The sequence below is a fragment of the Chryseobacterium glaciei genome (assembly GCF_001648155.1).
GTDB lineage: Bacteria > Bacteroidota > Bacteroidia > Flavobacteriales > Weeksellaceae > Chryseobacterium > Chryseobacterium glaciei.
The window spans coordinates 3,897,893-3,918,979 of sequence record NZ_CP015199.1; the positions used below are offsets into that span (position 1 = coordinate 3,897,893).

The following is a 21,087-nucleotide window of genomic DNA, read 5'->3' on the forward strand; positions in this document are numbered from 1 at the left end:
AGGAATTAGGAATTAATTTTTAATAATGTTCTAAACTCTCTTTAAATAGTTGGAGTTTCGGCGGGTTTGCAAAGCAAACCCGCCGAAACTGTTTTATATTATCTAAGTCTGATTTCCTATGGAATGACAAATGTTGTGGTTAATCTTTTGAATGTAAATTTTAACGCTCAGTTTGTGGAATCTAAACATAGTTATTTTATAGCGTCAAAGCTTAATTTAATCTAATCCTACAACTCTTGTGATAAAAACTATTCCCAAGGCTGCTTAGGTCTGCTAATTCCAATAAAGCTTTGCTTTCCGATCAATAACTCGAAAAACAATTTGAAATCTGAAATCAATGACCACAGCGGATATTTAAAAGTTGCAGGTTTATTCTTTTCGATCAAAGCGTGGCTTAACCAAGCGAAACCATAACCAAAAATTGGAACGTACCATAAAAATCGTTCTTTCCCTGAGCTGATTACATATCCGATCACTAGAAATACTAATAACGTTCCTATAAAATGGAAAACTCTGGTTCCCGTTCTACTATGTTCGGTAAGGTAAAATTGGTAAAATTCTTTGAATGTTTTTATTCTTTCAGACATGGCATTTTAGTTTAAGTTCTTGAGGAGTGTAAAGCAATAAGTTCGCCAACTTTTTAAGCAAGATCATTAAAAGTAAAAAGGCAAAACTGCGATCTCACAATTTTGCCTCTTCAATATATTTTATTTCTAACTTTTTGAAAGCTAAGCTTTCCTAAGTTTACTGTGTCTGTAACCGTAACAGAAATAGATAACCAAACCTAATGCGAACCACAATCCGAACCAGAACCAGTTTTCGTGGCTCATACCTGTTAAAAGATATAGACAAGAGCTTAAACCTATTAAAGGAATTAAAGAGAAATTCTTAATGAAGGTTACAACACACAGAACTAAATTGAAAATAATATAAACAACAATAGAAGCTCTAAACTCACCTTCTTTAGGATCGTTCCAATCTTTTAAACTATTGAAAAATTCCGGTTGCCATAAGTAAAAACCAATTAATCCTCCAATAAAAATAACAGGAAAAATAATCTTACCATTAATATATGGAAGGTGAAATCTACCTTTGATCTTTTCTTTAGCAGGAAGCATTAAAACTCCTGCACAAACTAAAACAAACGCGAAAATCGTCCCGATACTTGTAAAATCAAGGATAAAAGTTTTATCTGTAAATAGGATAGGAACACCCACCGCAATACCTGTGACAACGGTAGCAAACGATGGTGTCTTATATTTTGGATGCACTGTTTTGAATTTTTCAGGCATCAATCCGTCACGGCTCATCGCGTACCAAATTCTCGGCTGCCCCATTTGGAAAACCAATAATACAGTCGTAATCGCAACAATTGCAACAAAAGAAACGGTAAGTTCCATCCAGGCAACATTAGCATTCGATTTTTCAAATATAAATGAAAGTGGATCTCCGATACCGTCGAATTTTCTGTAATCAACCATTCCGGTTAACACTAAGGTTAATGCAATATAAATTACCGTACACAATACAAGTGAAATGATCATTCCTTTTGGTAAGGTTTTCTGAGGATCTTTCGTTTCCTCGGAAAGTACGCTTAACGCATCAAAACCAATATAAGCAAAGAAAACTCCGGAAACAGCACTCATAACTCCTGCAAAACCATTCGGCATGAATGATGCAACATGAGTTTCTGGGTTAACGGGCGTCCAGTTTTCAGTATTAATATAAGCAAATCCAACCAAGATAACCAAAACGATTACGGCTAATTTTAGGATAACCAAAGAGTTGTTAAAGTTCTTACTTTCTTTTACTCCAACGTAACATAACCAAGTGATTAACCCGTTGATAACCAAAGCCGGAACATCAACGATGAATTTTAAACTTCCCAATAAAGGAGCTGATTTCCAAGCATTAAGTAGTTCTTTATTTTCAGAGCCGTTCATGAAAGCTTTTTTGGCTTCAGTATAACTACAGGTTAAATAATCAGGAATATGCATTCCGAGTCGCTCGAGAAAGCTGGTAAAGTAATCTGACCATGAAAAGGCGACATAGATATTTCCGAAAGAATATTCCATAATCAGCGCCCAGCCGATGATCCAGGCGATTAATTCACCAAAACTGGCGTAAGCATAAGTATAAGCTGAACCCGCAGTCGGAATTCTACTCGCAAATTCTGCGTAGCAAAGAGCTGTAAATCCACAGGCAAAACCGCAAATCAAATATAACAAAATAACACCGGGACCTCCTCTGAATACAGCTTCTCCCAAACTGCTGAAGCTTCCCGCTCCGATAATTGCCGCAATACCAAAAAAAACGATATCCCAAACACCCAAAACTCTCAAAAGATTCGTGGAAGTATCTGTCTCTGAATAGTTTTTCCTTCTAAAAAGTTGATTCATCAATGTCTATATTTGATTTGAAAAAAACAAATGTAATTATTTCTGTGAAATAATTAAGATTTTCTTAATATTTCTTATGAGAAAGTTAATAAGTATTAAAAAATAATCCACTTACTAACAATATGTTAAAAGGCTTGTTTATACAATATCTTTTCAATATTTTCGTTGATAAATTGTGGATAAAATCTCTCTATAAATTTAAAATATTTGGCATTCACTTTAGCCTTACCCATTTTAAAATTTGATATTAATGAAATCAAAAAAAATACTTTTAGCGGCTGCTGTATTTTATTTCGGAATTTCCGAAGGACAGCAGTCTCAATACTTTACCCAGCAAGATAATTACAGGTTCAGTTTAGCCGAAAATCTTTATCAGACCAAAATATACAATGCTTCTCAGTACGAATATGCGAGACAATATTTTTATAATCAAAATTTGTCGAGGTCGAAAAAAGAGGCTGCACAGTTCTTTGATAATGTAATTGGCGTTATTCTTCAGAAAAATCATGCTGAAGAAGGATTAACCGCCTTTATGAAAGAATATCCGAACTCTGCCTATTTTGCTCAGGCAAATCTTCCTTTGGCGGATTATTATCTGGCTAAAAAAGATTTTCCGAAGGCATTGGAAACGTTGAAAAAGGTTAACCAATATCAACTTTCAAAAGAGGAAAACACGCAGTATATTCTGAAATTAGGTTATGCTAAATTCATGATGGGCGATTCTAAAGGGGCAACTGATGCCTTGGAAGAAGCCTATAAAACTGCTGATGATTCTCAAAAAGGCGACATTGCTTATATGTTGGGACATTTGTATTATTCGAACAGACAGAATGATAAAGCTTTCCAATACTTTGATTCTGTGAAAGATCAGCCAAAATATTCGAAACTGGTTCGTCCTTATTATGTACAGATGTATTATAACGACAAGGATTACGATAAAGCCATTTCAGAAGGAAATCTTTTATTAAATGAAGATATTTCTGCTGCTTATAAAGCTGAGGTTCATAAGATCATTGGTGAAAGCTATTTCATGAAAAATGATTATACTTCTGCTTATCCTCACTTAAAAGATTACTTGAGTGTTCAGCAAAATCCGTCTGAAAATGACCTTTATGAAATGGGATTTGTTGCAGCTCAGCTTAAAAAATATGATGAAGCGGTTTCTTATTATAACCAATTGTTAAACAGTAATTCAGCTTTAGCTCAAAATGCTTACTATCAGCTTGGAAATGCCTATTTGGCGGTTGATAAAAAACAGGAAGCACTTTCGGCTTTCCGTTCGTCTTATCAGATGAATTATGATCCGAAGGTTAAAAAACTGGCTCACGAACAATATGCAAAGTTAAGCTACGATATTGGAAATCCGTTTGAAAGTCCGTCTGCGGTTATTCAAAGTTATATCAATGAGAACCAAAATGCGGCGAATGCTTCTGAAATGAGATCACTTTTGGTGAAATCATATTTATATTCAGGGAATTTTAAAGAAACGCTGAATGCGATTGACAAACTTCAAAGTTCGTCTCCTGATATTGATAAGGTGGATCAGGAAGTTTCTTATTTATTGGGAACGGAAGAATTCAACAAAGGAAATTATGATGAAGCTGAGAAATATTTCTTAAGAAGTTTAGGCTTTAATATTAATAAAGAATTCAATAACAGAGCTTTATATTGGTTGGGGCAGGTTTATTATCAGAAAGGAAATTATCCGTCTGCAATCGTTCGTTATGAAAAATTGCTTACCGAAACTTTCCCTGAAAAACAGCAATTGCCTTATGATTTGGGATATGCTTATTTTAAATCTAAGAAATTTGATCAGGCAGCAACTTATTTTAAGCAGTATTTAACCAATCCAAAACCTGAGTTTAAAAATGATGCAGAACTTCGTTTAGCAGATATTTATTACGCAAATAATGATCTGAATGAAGCGATCGCGATCTACGATAAAAATGAAGATGCAACTGATTATACTTTATTCCAAAAAGCGATGGCTTTAGGATTTAAAGGAGATACTCAGGCAAAAATCACCAACTTAAAAAATCTTTTATCTAAGTATCCGGGCTCTGAATATTACGACGATGCTCAGTATGAAATGGGAACTGCTTATGCAGCTCAGGATGATTTTGCCAATTCAAATGATTTCTTCGGAAAAGTGATTAAAACTTCTTCGGATAAAGATTTAATAGCCAACGCTTCGATTTACAGAGCGCAGAATTATATCGATCAAAATCAAAATGATAAAGCTTTATCTGAGTTAAAATCTCTTGGCGATCAGTATAAAAATACAGCGTACGCAGAAAAAATCGTTCAGGCTGCAAAACCTATTTTCACGAAAAACGGTGATGTTGCAGGATATGAAAGTTTCGCTAAAAATATTGGAGTAAATGTTGATGCTTCGGAAATTGATGAAATTAACCTATCAACAGGAAAACAATATTTCACCAAGAAAGATTATAAAAATGCAATTTCTTATTACGAGAAATATTTAACGCAAAATCCGACAGGAGAGGGGCTTTATCAGGCTAAATATGAGCTTGGAGAAAGTTATTATCAAACCAACAATACGACAAAAGCACTTTTAGTTTTACAGGAAGTTGCGGATGTTCAGAATGATTATCAGGATGATGCGCAGACTCGTTTAGCTCAAATTTATGTTGCGCAAGGAAATAGCGCTGATGCTAAAAAATATTTGGAGAACCTTAAAAACTCATCAGATGTCAACATTAAAAACTACGCGAATGTAGAATTGATGAAGATGTATGCAGACGAAAAGAATTTCTCTCAAGCTGAAAAGTTAGCTGATGCTGTTATTTCAAACAATAAAAATTCGGCTGCTGTAATTGAAACTGCGAAGGTGATCAAGGCTAGAAGTTTGATGAATTCAGGGAAAGATAAAGATGCTCAGACAGCTTATACTTCTCTTGAAAAGTCTTCAAATACAGAAGTTGCGGCGGAAGCTCTTTACGCAAAAGCATTCTATCAAAACAAAGGGAAAGCTTTCAAATCTTCAAACGAAACGATCTTTAAATTGGCCAACAATTACTCTTCTGAAGAATATTGGGGTGCAAAAGCGCTGGTGTTGATGGCGAAGAATTATGTAGGCTTAAAAGACAATTATCAGGCGAGTTATACTTGTGATCAGATCATTTCTAATTACAAAGATTTCCCTGAGATCGTGGCTGAAGCAAAAGAGGTTAAAAAACAGATTAAAAAGTAAAGTAGTAAAAAGGTAGCATGATTTAGGGCTTAGGATTTAGGGACGCTACTTAAATATTGATAAATTATGATGAAATATATTCTTCCAATCATATTTCTAGGGATGTCGTCGGTTGCGTTTTCCCAGATCAAAGAAGAAAAACTGATTCTTAATAAAAAAAGAGAACCGGAAGTAAAAAAGATCGAAAAAAAGAAAACTTCTGTGGAAACAATTAAAAATTATCCACCGGAAGAGAAATCTCAGAATCCTGTAAAATATACAATTACAGACGTTCCTGCGGTTTCTGATTTCAAAACTTCAACCATTCAGGGACAGGACGTTACTCCAAAGTTTGAGGGGACAGCTCAAAATAATTATCTCCAATTCGGAATGGGTAATTATGGTAAAATTTTGGGTGATATGAATATCTCAAAAACCCTTGAAAATAAGCTAGAAGTTGGCTTGGATGCTCATTTTCTTTCTACTTTAGGGTTAAAAAAAGAATATGCCTGGGATTCTAAGCAAAGTGCAGCAACAGTTGGTGCTTTCTTGAATTCTTACGGAGAAAAAGGGAAGTTCAACTTAAATGCTGAATATGGCTTAAATAACAACAATTACTACGGGATTTATGCATTAGATCCGGGTGATGTAGATTTGGATCAAAGAGTTAATCAGTTTAAAGTAAACGGTTATTATGACTTTTATTCAAACGAAATTTTAAATGATGTAAGAGTAAAATCTTCGTTCTTAAAAGATCATTTTGATGCAAAGGAAAATCAGGTTTCTATCTTGGCGAATTTGTCTAAACATGGCGTTGAGGTCGGAGGTTCCGGAATTACGTTGAATGCAGACTTAGGAGTTGGTTTGGAAGCTGTGAAGTCGGAATTTGCGATCAGAGATAAAAACTCTTCTAACTTTTTTAATACAAGCTTAACTCCAAAAGTAACTTTCAGAAAAGGAGAGTCATATTTGATGTTAGGTTCATCTTTTTCATTTTTAAATGCTAAAAACAATAACGATTTGTTAGCAGAGCAAATGAAAAACAGTAAAACATATTGGTTCCCACAAGCTGAATTCCAGTTTGCGGCAGCGAAAGAATTTAAGTTTTATGGTGGAGTAGATGGAGGATTGAAATTAAACACTTATTCAGATCTTTTACAGCAAAATCCTTTCATCGTTTCTGATCAGTATTTAAAACCAACTGAAACCAAATATCATTTTTATGTTGGTTTAAGAGGTGATATTGATGAAACTCTTAAATATGACGTCTCTGCAGGTTATGGAAAAATGAGAGATATTATGTTCTTTAAAGCGAATAGTATTTTTGATAATATTTACACGCTTAACCGCTCTGCTTATAACTATGCAAACACGTTCTCCGCAGTTTATGATGACGGAAATGTAAGTGATATTAAAGGAAGTTTACAGTATTTCCCATTAGAAAACCTAATTGTAGATGCAGAAGTGAAGTTTACGAAGTTTGATCTAAAGAATTACGACAATATTTACAACGTTCCATTGCTTAATGCAAGTATTGGAGCTAAATATACCATGCTAGATAAAAAATTATTGCTAGGTTTCAAAGGGATTTTTGCAAGCGACAGAACAACGAATTCTTTTGCTATTGAGGGAGTTGGAAGTCCGATGATGTATCAGTCAACAGAGAATACCGACGATAAAGTTGGTGGTTATGCAGATTTAAATCTTTCCGCAGAGTACAAAATTCATAAAAATTTCAGTATTTTCGCGATTGGAAACAATCTTTTCAACTCAAATTACCAGACGTACAAAGGATATAAAGTTCTTGGTGCACAGATTTTGGGAGGTGTGAAGATTACGTTTTAGAGTTTGAGTGTAGGAGAGTTTGAGAGTAAATGAGTTGAAAAAACTCTAAAACTCTCCTACACTCAAACCCAAAAGCCGGCTTCGTAGTTCAACTGGATAGAATATCGGATTTCGGCTCCGAGGGTTGGGGGTTCGAACCCCTCCGAAGTCACTCTAAGGGGAAAGTCACTTTTATTAGTGATTTTTCCTTTTTTTTATTTTGTAAAAGGTTGTTAATTACCAATATAAAAGATAGTGCAGAGTTGATCTGGGTGTTAGAAAATTTGTTTCGTGAAATTCGAGTTTTTGAGCAAAAATCGAACACATTATCGTTTTTTTAGTTTCATTATCCCCTCTAGCATATAGCTGAGAGAGGTTTGGTAATACTTTTAGCACCTGATCAAGTTTTGTTTTGATGTCGGTGTTTTTACGATTCAGCTTTTGATTTTGTTGATCCATTTCAAATGCATCAATTTTTTTTTACTTTCATTTTTAATCATCTGAATGATCTTCAAAGATTACTTGTCCAATAGTTATTTGATTTTGAATGCAATATCTCTCCAATCTCTCATGCTGATCGCGCTGAGAGTAACCTTTGTCAGCTTGTTCGTCTGTAGAAACTCTAATGTATAAATCTGCTATTTGCATAATCGTGGGTTTGATGTTAACATTATGGCTATCAAGCTAATGTAGTAAAAATTTATTTTAAAATATAGTTTTTAATAATAAGATCTGCCAACTGGTGTGCAAAATCCATTATACTCATGACTTCGTCATCTGTTGGATTTAACCCAGATTCTGTAAGAATCTTTTTAGATCTTTCAAAGGAAACTTTTTTTAAAGTATTCTGTGAAAAGTCTATAATTCTATCCTCCGATTCGTTTTTCCGATCGCTTTTTTGTGAAGAAATCTTTTTCATAAGCACTCATCATATCTAATTTCTTATCGTTGATTTAATCTATTGACTTACATTAAATTATGAATGGTAATTATGGAGGATGTAAGTTTGACGTACGTTCGTATTATTTGTCTTTTGATGTCTTTTAATTTACATCTGTGTTCATAAAAGTATTTTACGATCCTCCGAAAAAGAATATTCAAAAAGTTTTAGAAGATTTTTATAATGCAGGCATTGCTGTGAAGATCATTACCGGAGAGAGTTCTGAAACGAAAGAAGCGATTGCAAGACAAATCTGTTTTCTATCAATTGGTTTTCCAAAACGGAAATAAAATATGCGCGAACCCTAAATATAACATTTTTGTGGGATACTGCGGTATCCACAGATTAGATGAATATTCTGAAAGGTATTATAAATAAAGTATTTAAGCCTGTGATTAAAAAGTTGAAACTAATTGCTCCTGAATAATAGCTAAATATCAGAATCTTTATAAATCTTATGGATTTTAAAGAGTTTTCGAACATTTTTTCCTTTCATTTTGGTATTTTTTTTAACTTGTGAAAAAATAAATAATGATTACAGTCGGAATTATCGTTGCCATTTTGGCTATTACTATCATTTGGGCGATCTCGGTTTACAACGGATTGGTAAATAAAAAGGTCAACGTGCAGGAAGGGTGGAGCTCGATAGACGTATTTCTGAAAAAGCGAAATGACTTGATTCCCAATCTTGTAGAAACAGTAAAAGGCTATGCATCACACGAATCGTCGGTTTTGCAAAATGTAGTAGAAGCCAGAAATCTTTCCGGCAAAGCGCAGTCTGCAAAAGAACAGGGGGTAGCGGAATCTACTATGCAAAATGCAATGATGAACCTATTTGCGGTGGTAGAAAACTATCCTGACCTGAAAGCCAACAGTAATTTCATCTCTCTCCAACAGGATTTGAACGCCTTAGAGGATGATATCGAGATGGCGAGAAGATACTACAACGGCACGGTAAAGGAGAATAATATTGCCATTGATGTTTTCCCTTCCAACGTGATTGCCAATACTTTCAAATTTGAGAAAGCGGAATTTTTTGAAATTCAAAATGCGAGTGAGCGCGAGGTGACGAAAGTTAATTTCTAACTTTAAATAATGAAATCCTACTACGCCAGTTTTGATGCTTTCCCTACCAGCAAAGGTGCATCTACTCACATCAGCCACAGTTTGCAGGCCCTTTCCGAAATTGCTGATAAAGTAGATGTGTACTGTCTGAAAGGTAATTCTGCCATAGATCTCGAACTAGCAGAAAATGTGGAAATCCATCCGTTTTATTATGAGGATGAGTCTCAAAATTATCTGGAAAGAGCCCAGCTTTTTTCTGAAAAAGTCTACAGTTGTACGAAACTTTCCGATGAAAAAGGAATTGGACAGTTTCGCGATATCTGGAGCGGATTAGGAATGATAAAACAAACTCATCTCAAAACGATTTTTGAAGTCAATGCGTTGACATCCATAGAATTGCCGGTAAGATTCCCTCTCTTAACACCCTCTCTCATTACTGAAATCCAGAATATTGAATTGACTTGCCTTGAAGCTTGTGATCATATCGTAACACCGTCTGCAGTCACAAAAAAATATTTGACAGAAAAGTTTTCGATTGACAAGGACAAAATCTCTGTTATCCCAAACGGTGCGGAAGCATTTCCAAAAAGTGAAAAACCTGTTGACCTTCCTGTAGATTATATCGTTTATTTCGGAGCGTTGCAACCTTGGCAAGGATTGGATGTTCTGCTGAAATCTTTCCAGTATTTGAAAGATTATCAAAATTTGAAATTAATCATTTGCTCTTCCGTTAAAGAAAAAGTGACAAAACCTTATCATAAATTAATTGAAAATCTAGGAATCCAAGATCAGGTCATTTTCAGATATGAATTAGGTAAGGAATCGCTCTACACCATCATCCAGCACGCAAAAGCGTCCATTGCACCGTTAAAATTTGGAGATCGTAATGTGGTGCAAGGCTGTTGCCCTATCAAAATTTTAGAATCTATGGCCTGTAAAACGCCAATTGTTGTCGCAGAATTGCCCGTAACCCAAGAGTTGCTGACGGAAGACGATGCCTACTTTTTCTGGCCGGAAGATGAACTGGATCTCAGCCGATGCATCCGTTTTGTTTTGGATAATCCAGAAATGACCAATCTAAAAGCGCAGAATGCATTCAACAGGTTCCAAAAGCAATTTACATGGAATCATCACAATGAAAAATTACAAAAAGTATATCAAAATTTAATGTAAACTATGGCAGAATATTATAATATCCAGTTGACTACGGAAGATATGGCGCCTATTGAAAGAGCGCATCTGCACCGTGGTTTCAGTTCAAAGAAAACACCTCTGAAATGGATCAGATTCTTCAGAATGTGCGTTTTGCAACGCGAACTATCCCTAAAAAAGAGAAAGAAAAAAACCAACACACTTTGGATTGCGTATTTTATTATTGCCATTGCAATGATCTTTCTGGTCCCAAGTTACTGGTTTGTAGTCAACATCATTTTGTTTGTGGTAGTTTTAGTAATGGATGTGCGAAACAGAAGAGAATTTAGAAAGAATTATACAGATGGTTATGACTTTTTCTCGGATTACTTTTCCGCCTTATTTACATTGATAGAAGAAGAACTTCCACAATTAGGAACTATCCACTTTACTGCGAATGTGAAGGAAACATTGGCAGGCGTAGAACATTTGAAATCCGCTGAGGACGCTACATTTGAAACACCAGGTTTCATCTCTGGTAAAGAGGAGTTTTATGAAAAAGAAATTGGACAGGGCTACTGCACACTGAAAGATGGTGCAGAAGTTAGCTTCAGCTTTGTGGAAAAAGTGAGAAAACGCATTATCAACAAGAAAGGACTCAGCGGGAAAAGGAAAACGAAAGAGAAATATAAATCCGTCTATCCTTTTATTCTAAAGTTAAAACTTCCGAAATCCATCTATCAGCTAAAAACCGACATTGATAAATCTGATATCCAACTGGAAGAAGATGAATCATTTTATTATATGAAAGCGCGGAGAAAATTTGATGTCAAGGACGAAAATCCAGATGATTACAGTGCCTATCAGTACAATTCCACTCCTTTATTTTCCGTAGAATATTTTTCTTTGGAGGTCGTTAACTTATTCAATATCTGCTACGGATGCTTTACCTTAAAATAAGACTGAGATTATGGATCAAAATATAAAATGTCAGGAAAAATTAGGTTTGTTTCTCGTGGACGATTGTCCTGCTGTTGCCACGGAACAATGCGCAAACTGCAACAAAAACGTTTGCAAAAATCATATCTTCCGTCAGAATGAAAATGGCAAAGATCAAAAACTTTGTCTGACGTGTAAAGCCGTTCTGGATCCCAGACTGACTTCCAAGATCGAATTATACTCGCCGGACCGATCAGTCTGGAGGAAAAAAATGATGAACAGGTTCCATACCGAATATCCATTTCTGGTGACTATGGCAAGCCAGTACGGCGCACTGTTTGACACGGTTTTGTTCACAGATTTTTCCGATCATTCCGGTGACACTTCATCTTTTGACAGCTAAATTTTATGAAACTGTTGCTGGTAACCCAAAACTATCCTCCGTCCAAAGGCGGAATGGCAGAATCCTGTGGAAGGATTGTCCGGAATCTGAAAAGAAAAGGTTGTGAAGTCCACGTCCTACACTTTTCCAACCGGCAGAAGCCTTATCTGATTAAGACGGAAACCAGCGGAAACTACAGCGCGCTTGGCATCTTTGATACAGAAGAATATACTCTGAATCTGGCGACATTATTCCTGGAAAAGAAAAAGGAATTTTTAGATGTTGATGCAATTATAGCTTTTGGTGGATATCTACCTATGATGTGGACGCCTATCATCAGCCAGTTTTTTGGGAAACCTTTGTACACTTGTATTCGGGGGAATGATTTTGACGAAGGCTTATTTTCCAAAAAGAGAAACTCACTTTTCTATGCCCTGGAACATTCGGAAGCGATATTGTCTGTCTGTATGGAGAAACAAGAAAAAATTGCAAAACTTTTCCCTTCAAAAAAAATATTTTATACACCGAACGGAATTGATGCCTCTTTTTGGAATCTTAATGAAAATGAAAAAAAGAAGACTTATCAAAGAAAGCAAGACTTAACTGCCAGAAAGGTTATTCTCATTGCAGGACAACTTAAATTCAAGAAGGGAATTCGCCATTTCATCGAGTCTTTTGATCAATTTCATTTCAAAAGTGAATACGAACTCTGGATGATTGGTGATCTACCCGAAGAAGTTAAACTTTTTATCAATACTTTTGATTTGAATGTTAAACTCTTTCCGTTTGTCTCCAAATACGAAATGCGCAGCTTTTATGATATGGCAGATATTGTTTGCATCCCTTCTTTGTATGACGGAATGCCTAATGTTTTACTAGAAGCTGGCGCGTCAAAAAGGCTGATTATTGCTTCCGAAGTTGGCGGAATTCCGGATGTTATCCAGCATAAAAAATCGGGGCTTTTATACCATCCTTTGGAAGCCAATGCATTATTGGATGTTTTGATTCACTATCATCAGTTAACTGAAAATGATAAGGAATTAATAAAAAATGAAATTTACAACACTGTCAGTCAAAAATTTACAGAACAAAACGAAATACAAAACTATCTAAACCTATTCACGTTATGAAAAAAATTACAATCCTGTTTTTAGTGTCTTTTTTAAGCTTAAATTCTTGCAAAAAGGAAACCCAGATCAGCAATCTGCCAACTACGGAGAAAATAGAAACCAAAGCCGGCAACTACTCTTCGGACTATGTTATTTCCGATAAAGACGGGAAAGCAATCGGTGGTTTTACGGTGAATCCTCCGAAAGTTCAGTTTGGGTCGGAAACTTATACTGCAAAAGAAAAAGAAGACAAAAGGAAATATTACAGCAATGGTACACAACGCTACGAAGTGAAGCTAAAAGATGATACATACAAGCTGAGAGATGCCAGTTCCAAACTCCTTTGGAAAGTAAAAACCTATCCGGACAAAATCAAAATTGCTGATAACGAAGAAAATTTGAATCCTTATGAGGTTAAAAGTAACAACGGCGCAATCGAAGTTTCTAAAGACGGAAAAGTCATTAATACAGTGAAAGTTGCAGGCAATGAAATCTCTGTAAACGGACAGCCAGCCTATAAAATTTCGCAAACGTCTGACAGCTTTGCATTGGGGATACTGAGTATAGATCAGATTCCGATGGATCAAAGATTATTACTTCTTACCGAATTTCTTTATCAGAAAAAATGATATTGATTTATGCATATGGTTCAGGATTAGGTCATCTCAAAAGGGTGACCTCCTTTCTGAAACGTCAAAATTATGCTTCTGAAAACTGTATTTTGCTGACCAATTCGGTCTTTTCGGAATTTTGGAAATCGGGGTGGAATGTGGTTCAAAAGGAAGATTTGTTTTTTTCTTCTGCTGAATTTTTGCCTTTTGTAGAAAATTTAATTTCTGAAAATAATATCCATACTTTTATTGTAGATGTTTTCCCTGCAGGATTCTATGGCGAATTGTCTTCATTATTAAGTCATTTTAAAGGGGAAAAGATATTGTTATCGAGGATTTTATCAAATTCTTATTTTGAAAAAAATCGCAGCATTCCTGATTTTAATGAGATTTTTATAATGGAAAAAGGCGTAGATCTCTCTCAACTTCGATCCGGAAAAATACTATATTTAGATTATCAGGGAAATATTTCAGAAGAAATTTCTGTAACGATTGAAACGTCTTATTTTCTCATTATTCACAGTCAGCCTTTGTCGGAAGTTCTTCATCTTTACAGGCTTGCGAAGATGTACAGGACCCATCAGAAAGTTGTTATTTTAACAGCAACTGCTATTCCGCAAGAAAATATCAGCTCTGAAGATTTGGTTTTATTTCAACAAAAGCCTTCTCCATCCTTGTTAAGCAATGCGGAGAAAATATTTTCAGGCGCAGGTTTTAATACCTTTCATATGTTGGTTCCTTCTCACAAAAAATGGATTTGTAATCCTTTTCCAAGAACATTTGATGACCAATTTTTGAGAAAGGCCATTTATTATAAAACGGACTAAATCTTGCATATTCATTTGTCACTTCAATTTCAACTAAAACTTCCAAATTTTTCCAAGTGAGTTTCTGTTCCCATATTAATTTTTGGCATTGTTAAATTAGAATAGTTTTATTATTTTCTTAAGTATGATTTTGCCAGAATATTGCTGCCAATTTTTTCTGTAACGGATTATGATATATGGTAACTCTGCAAAGATATTTATAGTTTTTATTTCCTGATTGTAAAAATGTAAACTCACCTAAAATACTCCAAAATAGAAATGAATTATTGCCAAATTTTAAATCAAAAATGAATTATTGAAGAAATATAGATGACCTATAGCAATCGTGACTCTAAGAAAATTAACTATTTTTTTTCTTATTACTTTCCATTTTTACAATTACAATGTTTGTAGGTGATCTATATTTACATCTTAATGGGAATGTGGTGAAACTTTGTAAAGTGATTTATTACGGATGTTTAGTAAATGAAACTGTTTACTAACTGCTGGTTATCACTTTAAAATTAAAATGTTCTAGCTCCGAAAATTCCTAAAATTAATTTAGACTATGAAAAAGACATTTCTTCCATTGCTCGTTTTTCCATTACTGCTCGTTTCGTGCACGATGCAGGATAAAAATCAAAATAAAAATGCGTCTGCATCCTTCATGCCAATGCAGATCGGAAACTACTGGAAAGTTGATGCTCAAAACTATACAGAAATAAAGGATACGCTAAGAATTGGCGGAAATTTATATTACGAATTCTATTCCATCATTGGTGGTGACGCTGTTTCCAAAGTTTTTCTCCGGATTGATGAGAACAAACAGTTGGTTGAATCTTGGCCTTCTTCGGAAGGCAAAGTATATGTCCGTGCTCAATTTGACGGTAAACTCAATGATAGCTTTTTTACACTTAATGATAAAACTACCAATGATTATAAGGTGACCATCGTTGAAAAATCTGACCGAAAGATGACTTTTTCATTTGATATGATATACCATGACAATTTGAAAGGGCAAACACATCAAGAAACATATATTAAGGGACAAGGATTTGATGGAAATTGGAATGAGATCAAGATAGATGGCAAAATTATTAAATAAAAGATTTATCTGAGAACAGTCTATCTATTGGAACTTTTTATATTCACATGGAAAAGAAGTTGGTTCCGATAGAATCTAATTATAGATATAGAAATCTGAAAGTTCAATTATAAAAAAATATCAAAATGAAATCAATCTTAAGTATAATAATCGAAAAGGTTTAGTGCGATATACTGTCTCCAAGAAATACCCTAAATATGAAGTGTTTTTACAAAACAGAATTATGAGGGATCAATACAACGTTATTGAAGAAAGACCGATAGTATGGAAAATAACTTCTGAAAAACTCAAGGTTGGTGACTGGAATACCCAAAAAGCAGAAACTTATTTTGCAGGAAGACATTGGTTTGCTTGGTTTACAACAGATATTCCTATTCAGGACGGTTCTTATGAATTTCACGGACTTCCCGGCCTCATTGTAAAACTGGAAGATCAGACTCAATCTCATCGATTCACCTTAAAAGCGGTAAAGAATATCAGCTCAATTCCCAAAGATGTCTTTGGAGCAAATGAAATCACAGTCAATGCCAAGCAATACAGTAAAATATTAAAGGAGTATGAGGAAGATCCTACTAGAAACCTTAGACAAGTGCATCCGGGTGGTGCTATAATGATCACGAAAGACGGACAAAATTCTAATATGAAAGAGCAAGAAGAGGCCATCAATGCAAAAATGAAAAAGGACAACAATATAATTGAACTGGTTCAGAAAGATTAGCTATAATCAGTATTAGAAGCTTATGATTATAAAATTATAAATAGATCAAATTATTAAAATATGGGATACAATATTGCAGGAATGCTTATAAAAGGTGAAACTGACCAGACTATCATCGAAGATCTTTTAGATGCAAAAATTAGTTTCCCCGAGGAAATAAATTTCGAAGATGCAACTACCGGTGACAGGGAAGAAAATACAATTGATATTTTACAAACTAATTTTGGAACTTTGATATTTACAGAATTTGGTTCCCTGTATGATATTTCCAACTTTGAAGGGGAAATTATACAATTCATAATTTCAGACATTTCAGATACCTACTACTTTGAAAAGTACATCAGGGGAAAGCTTGACAGGAAATATATCTATTCACAAGGAGAAATCTCAGAAGATGAGGGCAGTGGTATTATAAAAGAGGGCGATGATCTGGAACATGCGATCTGGCAACAGGCAGATGATTTTCTTCAAAATAATTTTACAGAAAATATGTTCGATCTTCAGTTTAAAAGATATCATCTTTGAAAATTTCGATAAAAGATTTATAACCTAAAATTATCATTATGGCAAACAGAAGCTTTATTTATACCACAGATGATTATCAGCAAAATCCGATCAAGGCTTTAGGATTTTCTGAATATGAAAATGAAGTTCATCCTCTATATCTACTAATGGTGGCGGGAGAAAGCCAAATGATTTCTTCAACTGTTGTTGAAGAAATTGAGAAGACAGCTATTGTGGGCAACTTTGATCAAGGTAAAGAATTAGTCCTTAAATTTTTAGAGCTGGTGTCAATTTATGAAGAAGCGTACCAGATCGATTCATTTAAGGACTTTGTCAAAGAGACAAAAGAAATACTGAATCAGCGAAAGGTAAAATATGTCATTCTGGAGAATTTTGAAATTGTAGAATTAAGTGGAAATAATTTTGTTTCAGACACTTTTCAAGGATTGAGTGAGATCAAACAGGAAATCGAAGAATTATATGCGAAACATCTTAACGGTAACCTTTGCGCAGAAAACATCCGAGAGTCAGAATTTTATAATGATTTTGATGATACATCTATAGAATGGGGCGAAATAGATCGCGACGATATCGACTGGACAAACTTTTGGAGTGAAAATCTATATTACAATCTTCAAAAATAAAAATAATTATCATCCAGTTCCAGCCGAAATAGAACCTTATGGTTTTCCTATATCCAAATAGATTATTTTACTCGCCGATATAAACGTGATTAATTTACAAATCCATTATTAATAAAATATGAAAAATACCATTAGAATTTGCCTTCTTTTAGCATTGTTTATCATTACCTCTTGCAATTCTCAGGATAAAAAGTTTGTTGATTTAGCAAAAATATCGAACGATTTTGATGTGTCAGGATTTTACAAAAACAAAGTAAAAAAGACCAATGAGATTATTGCGACGGAACCTAAAAGTGTCAGTAAAGAAAAGGCTCTTGAGCTTTTAGATAATGCTTTTTTTGTAAAAGATACATTAGGGTATTTTAAAACGGATGGACGATTTCCTACAGATTTGTCCTTGGAGCCAACCAATGACTGGATGGTGAGAAATAAAAAGCCAACCGAGATCTTTGGTTACGGTTATAATACTGTCGCATACGATCCGGAAAAAGATACAATTGCGATTTTAAATACCGTGCCATTTCCAAAAATGGATATGGTGGAAGACCGAAAAGGTAATTTAATGTATCTCAAAGTAGGAAAAACTTCAAAAAATATTACTGACTTTAATAAAATTAAAGAATACATCAGCAAAAACTGCAAGAAAATCACCATTGATGATGACGACCCAAACGCTTCTTATTGGGAAGGGAAATTATTCTACTATTCTCTTTCAAAAAGAGAAAATAGAGAAGAGGAGGTATCTTTCGATTCACAGGGAAATAGAATATCTAAATCGATGGATGTAACAGAAATGAAATTAATAATGTACGAAAAATCCTATATTAAGAGAATGGAAGATCTTCAGATTTATTCAGCGGGTCATCAATTTTGGAAAAAACCACTGTAAACTGCTGAAAGTAAAAATGAAAGAAATAGCTGAACTGAAAATACTTTTTAGCTTCCGATACCTTCTGCAAAGTGAATTTGAGAAAAGGATTAAGAAAATTTATAATTTAATCATTATTTAAAAGACAAAAAAATATGAAATCTGTATTTTTAATACCCTTATTATTTTTGACAATTTTTGCATTTGGACAAAAGCCAAACCTTAAAATTAAATATTCCGAACAATTGGCTGTCTTTGTATTTATTCAGAATCTCTCTGAAAATCATTCGGAAAATGTATTTAAAACTGCATTTCAAAAGTCAAAATATAATACTGATGAGTACAGAAATAAGATTTCAAAGTTTGATAAATTAGCAATTGATTACAGTTATCCATTTGAGGAGTTTCCGTACGGATCAAAAATTCCAATGCAGACGAGAGATGTTTTAAAGAAAAACCTCATTGAAACTGATCATCTGATTGATTTTAAGCTTCGCTCCATTGGGATTGTTCCCATCAAAACGCTGAATGATCTGACCGAATTGATTTCGGAGTTCACTCCCATTTATAACGAATTAATTTATGATCCAAATAAAGAAAAATTTGAAAAACAGGTCATAGAAATTACAGATTATGCCAATGACCATCAGATAGAAGAATATTTTCAGACAGGTTTATCTTTTTATCATTCAAGTTGGGATCAGTCGATCCCGTTTCAGATTGCATTCTACCCGCTGCCAGATTCAGATTACTTCACGGCACAGGCATTCTGCAATAATTTTGTAAGTGCCATTCAGACAAATTTAAAGGATTATAAAGATTTGTTGAGTGTGATGATGCATGAGATCTTTCATATCATATATAACGAACAATCGCTTGAACTGAAAATTGAGATTGATCAATCTTTTAAAGAAAATAAATCAAAATGCAGTAATTATGCTTATCAGCTTTTGAATGAACTTTTAGCTACAGCGTTGGGAAATGGGTATGTCTATGAAAAACTAGAAGGTAAACTAGATCAGAATGACTGGTACTATCATCAATATATTGATCTGATGGCAAGAAAGATTTACCCTTTGGTAAAAGAGTATATTACTGAAAAGAAATCAATGGATAAAAATTTTATTGATCGTTATATAAAGTTGTACGAAACCAACTTTCCGAATTGGATCAATGAGTTGGACAATATCATGACCTACCGGTATGTTATTTCTGAAAATGAAAATGATTTCAATATCATCAATCAACTTTTTCGTTACCGTTCCGGCGCAGAATATGAAACTCAAATTACAGAAAGAAGTATTGAGAAAATGCAAAAAACGCCACTGACAAAAGTAATTATTGTATCGAAAAATAATATTGAAAAACTCAAACTGATCAAGAGTAAATTTAAAGAGCTGACGAATTGGAAGTTTAATTCTGATCAGGATTTTACTTACAAAATTCTGTTATCCGATAAAAGTCAGCTGATCATCATTAATACAAGAAAAAAAGACTTAAAAACACTTATACAATCAATAAAATAAAAGACAGTGTCATTTTTTAGAAGCACTTATAAAATGAAGTGTTTTTTTCTTTTATTTTGAAAGAGTTTAAGATCACAAATATAGCAACACTTGCAACCAACATCTATTAAAATATTGATATGATTTTTGAATTAACCAATGAGCAACGAAAATATTTAGGGCTAATTCCTGTAGAAAGCAATTGGGAAATAGTAAAGTTAAATGATATGTATCTGTACTTTGACGGCGATACAATTAGAAAAAAAATATCAGTTACCGAAAACTCATATTTCGAACAGGAACTGAAAGAAAAGACAGCTGAAAATAGAACTATTTTACTTCCCAAAACATCAAAAGGAAAACCTAAAAAGCTCAACTTTACGGCGACGCAGTCATTTGGTTCATTTGGTGTTTATTTTAGTTTTTCAGCAGATTATTTAAGAATCGCAAATTATACCACGCAAACGACTTATCATTCGGAGAATTTTGAGGAAAAAGGTGATCTTGAAACGCTTCAGAAATGGCTGTCAAAATGGATTGACGAAACAACTGAAAAAGATTTAACAGAGATTGAGGCCTTTAAAAACGCAGAACGAAAACGCTGTAAATATAAAGAAGGTGATTTCTTTGCTTTTAAGATCGACCGAAGAAATTACGCATTTGGCAGAATCCTGATTGATGTTGCTAAACGGGTAAAAACAGAAAATCTCAAAGCGAATAAAAATTATGGTTTAACCCATTTGATGGGAAAAGCTTTGATTGTAAAACTGTATCACAAAATAAGCAATACACTTGATGTCAATTTAGACGAACTTTCAAAAACATTGGCTTTACCGTCGCAGGCTGTAATGGACAACCAGTTTTTCTATGGAGAAAAGGTGATCATAGGACATCAGCCTTTGGAAATTTCAGAATATGATATGCTGATCTCTTACAGCAAAAGCATCAGTTCTGATGATAAAAATACTGTTTATCTTCAGTATGGTTTGATTTATAAAGAGAATGATATATCCAAATTCAATAAATACCTGAAAATTGAAGATAAGGATTTACATACAGGTTACCACGAAAATCCATACAGAAATGAGTCAATTGGCTACGGTCTGGATACTGAAAAACTACAGGATTGTATTGCAGACCAGTCAAACAAACCCTATTGGGAAAGCAACCACTTCTATAACATAAAATACGATCTTAGAAACCCTATCAACATAGATATTAGAAAAGAAATATTCGATTTTTTCGGACTGGATGCAGATAAGGCCTATGAACAAAATTTAAATCTTGCAAAATAAAAAAATAAATATATTTAGCTGAACAGCTTTTAAATTTTAAGAACGAGAA

The 21,087-nt window shown here is 34.1% G+C and carries 21 protein-coding genes and 1 tRNA gene; 18 read left to right on the forward strand and 4 right to left on the reverse strand.

Annotated elements, in window-relative coordinates; genetic code table 11:
• Nucleotides 1-248 precede the first annotated feature (248 nt).
• On the reverse strand, nucleotides 249-587 hold the full coding sequence (locus A0O34_RS17520; RefSeq protein ID WP_066757512.1) for an Mpo1-like protein: 339 nt from the start codon (nucleotides 585-587) through the stop codon (nucleotides 249-251).
• A 141-nt stretch (nucleotides 588-728) separates the two neighbouring features.
• Nucleotides 729-2,399 carry an APC family permease gene (locus tag A0O34_RS17525; RefSeq protein ID WP_066757515.1) on the reverse strand — a complete coding sequence of 557 codons (1,671 nt, stop codon included), beginning with the start codon at nucleotides 2,397-2,399 and terminating at the stop codon, nucleotides 729-731.
• Nucleotides 2,400-2,649: 250 nt separating this feature from the next.
• Between A0O34_RS17525 and A0O34_RS17530 the strand changes: the two genes are divergently transcribed.
• The 3 genes from A0O34_RS17530 to A0O34_RS17540 all read left to right on the forward strand — a co-directional run bounded on the left by A0O34_RS17530 (nucleotide 2,650) and on the right by A0O34_RS17540 (nucleotide 7,588).
• On the forward strand, nucleotides 2,650-5,613 hold the full coding sequence (locus A0O34_RS17530) for a tetratricopeptide repeat protein (protein ID WP_066757517.1): 2,964 nt from the start codon (nucleotides 2,650-2,652) through the stop codon (nucleotides 5,611-5,613).
• A 66-nt stretch (nucleotides 5,614-5,679) separates the two neighbouring features.
• Nucleotides 5,680-7,437 carry a TonB-dependent receptor gene (locus A0O34_RS17535; protein ID WP_066757520.1) on the forward strand — a complete coding sequence of 586 codons (1,758 nt, stop codon included), beginning with the start codon at nucleotides 5,680-5,682 and terminating at the stop codon, nucleotides 7,435-7,437.
• 77 nt (nucleotides 7,438-7,514) lie between these two features.
• Nucleotides 7,515-7,588, forward strand: a tRNA-Arg gene (locus A0O34_RS17540).
• Nucleotides 7,589-7,908: 320 nt separating this feature from the next.
• On the opposite strand, the gene A0O34_RS22145 is transcribed toward A0O34_RS17540, so the two are convergent.
• Together A0O34_RS22145 and A0O34_RS17550 are read right to left on the reverse strand one after the other, a co-directional pair.
• A complete protein-coding gene (locus A0O34_RS22145) occupies nucleotides 7,909-8,064 on the reverse strand; it encodes a recombinase family protein (RefSeq protein ID WP_082891192.1) in 156 nt (51 codons plus the stop codon).
• A 52-nt stretch (nucleotides 8,065-8,116) separates the two neighbouring features.
• Entirely contained in the window at nucleotides 8,117-8,335 is a 219-nt protein-coding gene (locus A0O34_RS17550) for a hypothetical protein (protein WP_066757526.1), read from the reverse strand.
• 137 nt (nucleotides 8,336-8,472) lie between these two features.
• Here A0O34_RS17550 and A0O34_RS22405 point away from each other — a divergent pair, with 137 nt between their 5' ends.
• The 15 genes from A0O34_RS22405 (at nucleotide 8,473) to A0O34_RS17620 (ending at nucleotide 21,038) form a co-directional block, all read left to right on the forward strand.
• A complete protein-coding gene (locus tag A0O34_RS22405; protein WP_157886051.1) occupies nucleotides 8,473-8,646 on the forward strand; it encodes a hypothetical protein in 174 nt (57 codons plus the stop codon).
• A gap of 241 nt (nucleotides 8,647-8,887) precedes the next feature.
• Nucleotides 8,888-9,442 (forward strand): LemA family protein, encoded by a 555-nt coding sequence (locus tag A0O34_RS17555; protein ID WP_082891193.1) that lies wholly within the window; start codon nucleotides 8,888-8,890, stop codon nucleotides 9,440-9,442.
• A gap of 9 nt (nucleotides 9,443-9,451) precedes the next feature.
• Nucleotides 9,452-10,594, forward strand: a complete 1,143-nt coding sequence (locus A0O34_RS17560; protein WP_066757529.1) for a glycosyltransferase — start codon at nucleotides 9,452-9,454, stop codon at nucleotides 10,592-10,594.
• 3 nt (nucleotides 10,595-10,597) lie between these two features.
• Nucleotides 10,598-11,512, forward strand: a complete 915-nt coding sequence (locus A0O34_RS17565) for a hypothetical protein (RefSeq protein ID WP_066757532.1) — start codon at nucleotides 10,598-10,600, stop codon at nucleotides 11,510-11,512.
• 10 nt (nucleotides 11,513-11,522) lie between these two features.
• Entirely contained in the window at nucleotides 11,523-11,894 is a 372-nt protein-coding gene (locus A0O34_RS17570) for a hypothetical protein (protein WP_066757537.1), read from the forward strand.
• 5 nt (nucleotides 11,895-11,899) lie between these two features.
• Nucleotides 11,900-13,003, forward strand: coding sequence for a glycosyltransferase family 4 protein (locus tag A0O34_RS17575; RefSeq protein WP_066757540.1), 1,104 nt, complete (start codon nucleotides 11,900-11,902; stop codon nucleotides 13,001-13,003).
• The gene (locus tag A0O34_RS17580) at nucleotides 13,000-13,611 is read left to right on the forward strand and encodes a hypothetical protein (protein WP_066757542.1); all 612 of its coding nucleotides are present in this window, start codon (nucleotides 13,000-13,002) and stop codon (nucleotides 13,609-13,611) included. The genes A0O34_RS17575 and A0O34_RS17580 overlap by 4 nt, the downstream gene beginning before the upstream one ends.
• A complete protein-coding gene (locus A0O34_RS17585) occupies nucleotides 13,608-14,420 on the forward strand; it encodes a hypothetical protein (RefSeq protein WP_066757543.1) in 813 nt (270 codons plus the stop codon). Before A0O34_RS17580 ends, A0O34_RS17585 begins: the two co-directional genes overlap by 4 nt.
• Before the next feature lie 547 nt (nucleotides 14,421-14,967).
• Nucleotides 14,968-15,504: a hypothetical protein gene (locus tag A0O34_RS17590; protein WP_157886052.1), complete on the forward strand. Its 537-nt coding sequence runs from the start codon at nucleotides 14,968-14,970 to the stop codon at nucleotides 15,502-15,504.
• Nucleotides 15,505-15,634: 130 nt separating this feature from the next.
• Entirely contained in the window at nucleotides 15,635-16,222 is a 588-nt protein-coding gene (locus A0O34_RS17595) for a GLPGLI family protein (RefSeq protein ID WP_228394386.1), read from the forward strand.
• Nucleotides 16,223-16,282: 60 nt separating this feature from the next.
• A complete protein-coding gene (locus tag A0O34_RS17600) occupies nucleotides 16,283-16,747 on the forward strand; it encodes a hypothetical protein (protein WP_066757552.1) in 465 nt (154 codons plus the stop codon).
• Nucleotides 16,748-16,785: 38 nt separating this feature from the next.
• A complete protein-coding gene (locus A0O34_RS17605) occupies nucleotides 16,786-17,370 on the forward strand; it encodes a DUF7822 domain-containing protein (RefSeq protein ID WP_066757555.1) in 585 nt (194 codons plus the stop codon).
• Nucleotides 17,371-17,488: 118 nt separating this feature from the next.
• Nucleotides 17,489-18,259, forward strand: coding sequence for a hypothetical protein (locus A0O34_RS17610; RefSeq protein WP_066757558.1), 771 nt, complete (start codon nucleotides 17,489-17,491; stop codon nucleotides 18,257-18,259).
• 134 nt (nucleotides 18,260-18,393) lie between these two features.
• Nucleotides 18,394-19,764 carry a hypothetical protein gene (locus tag A0O34_RS17615; RefSeq protein WP_066757563.1) on the forward strand — a complete coding sequence of 457 codons (1,371 nt, stop codon included), beginning with the start codon at nucleotides 18,394-18,396 and terminating at the stop codon, nucleotides 19,762-19,764.
• A 119-nt stretch (nucleotides 19,765-19,883) separates the two neighbouring features.
• Entirely contained in the window at nucleotides 19,884-21,038 is a 1,155-nt protein-coding gene (locus A0O34_RS17620) for an immunity 26/phosphotriesterase HocA family protein (RefSeq protein WP_066757566.1), read from the forward strand.
• The last annotated feature ends 49 nt before the right edge of the window (nucleotides 21,039-21,087 follow it).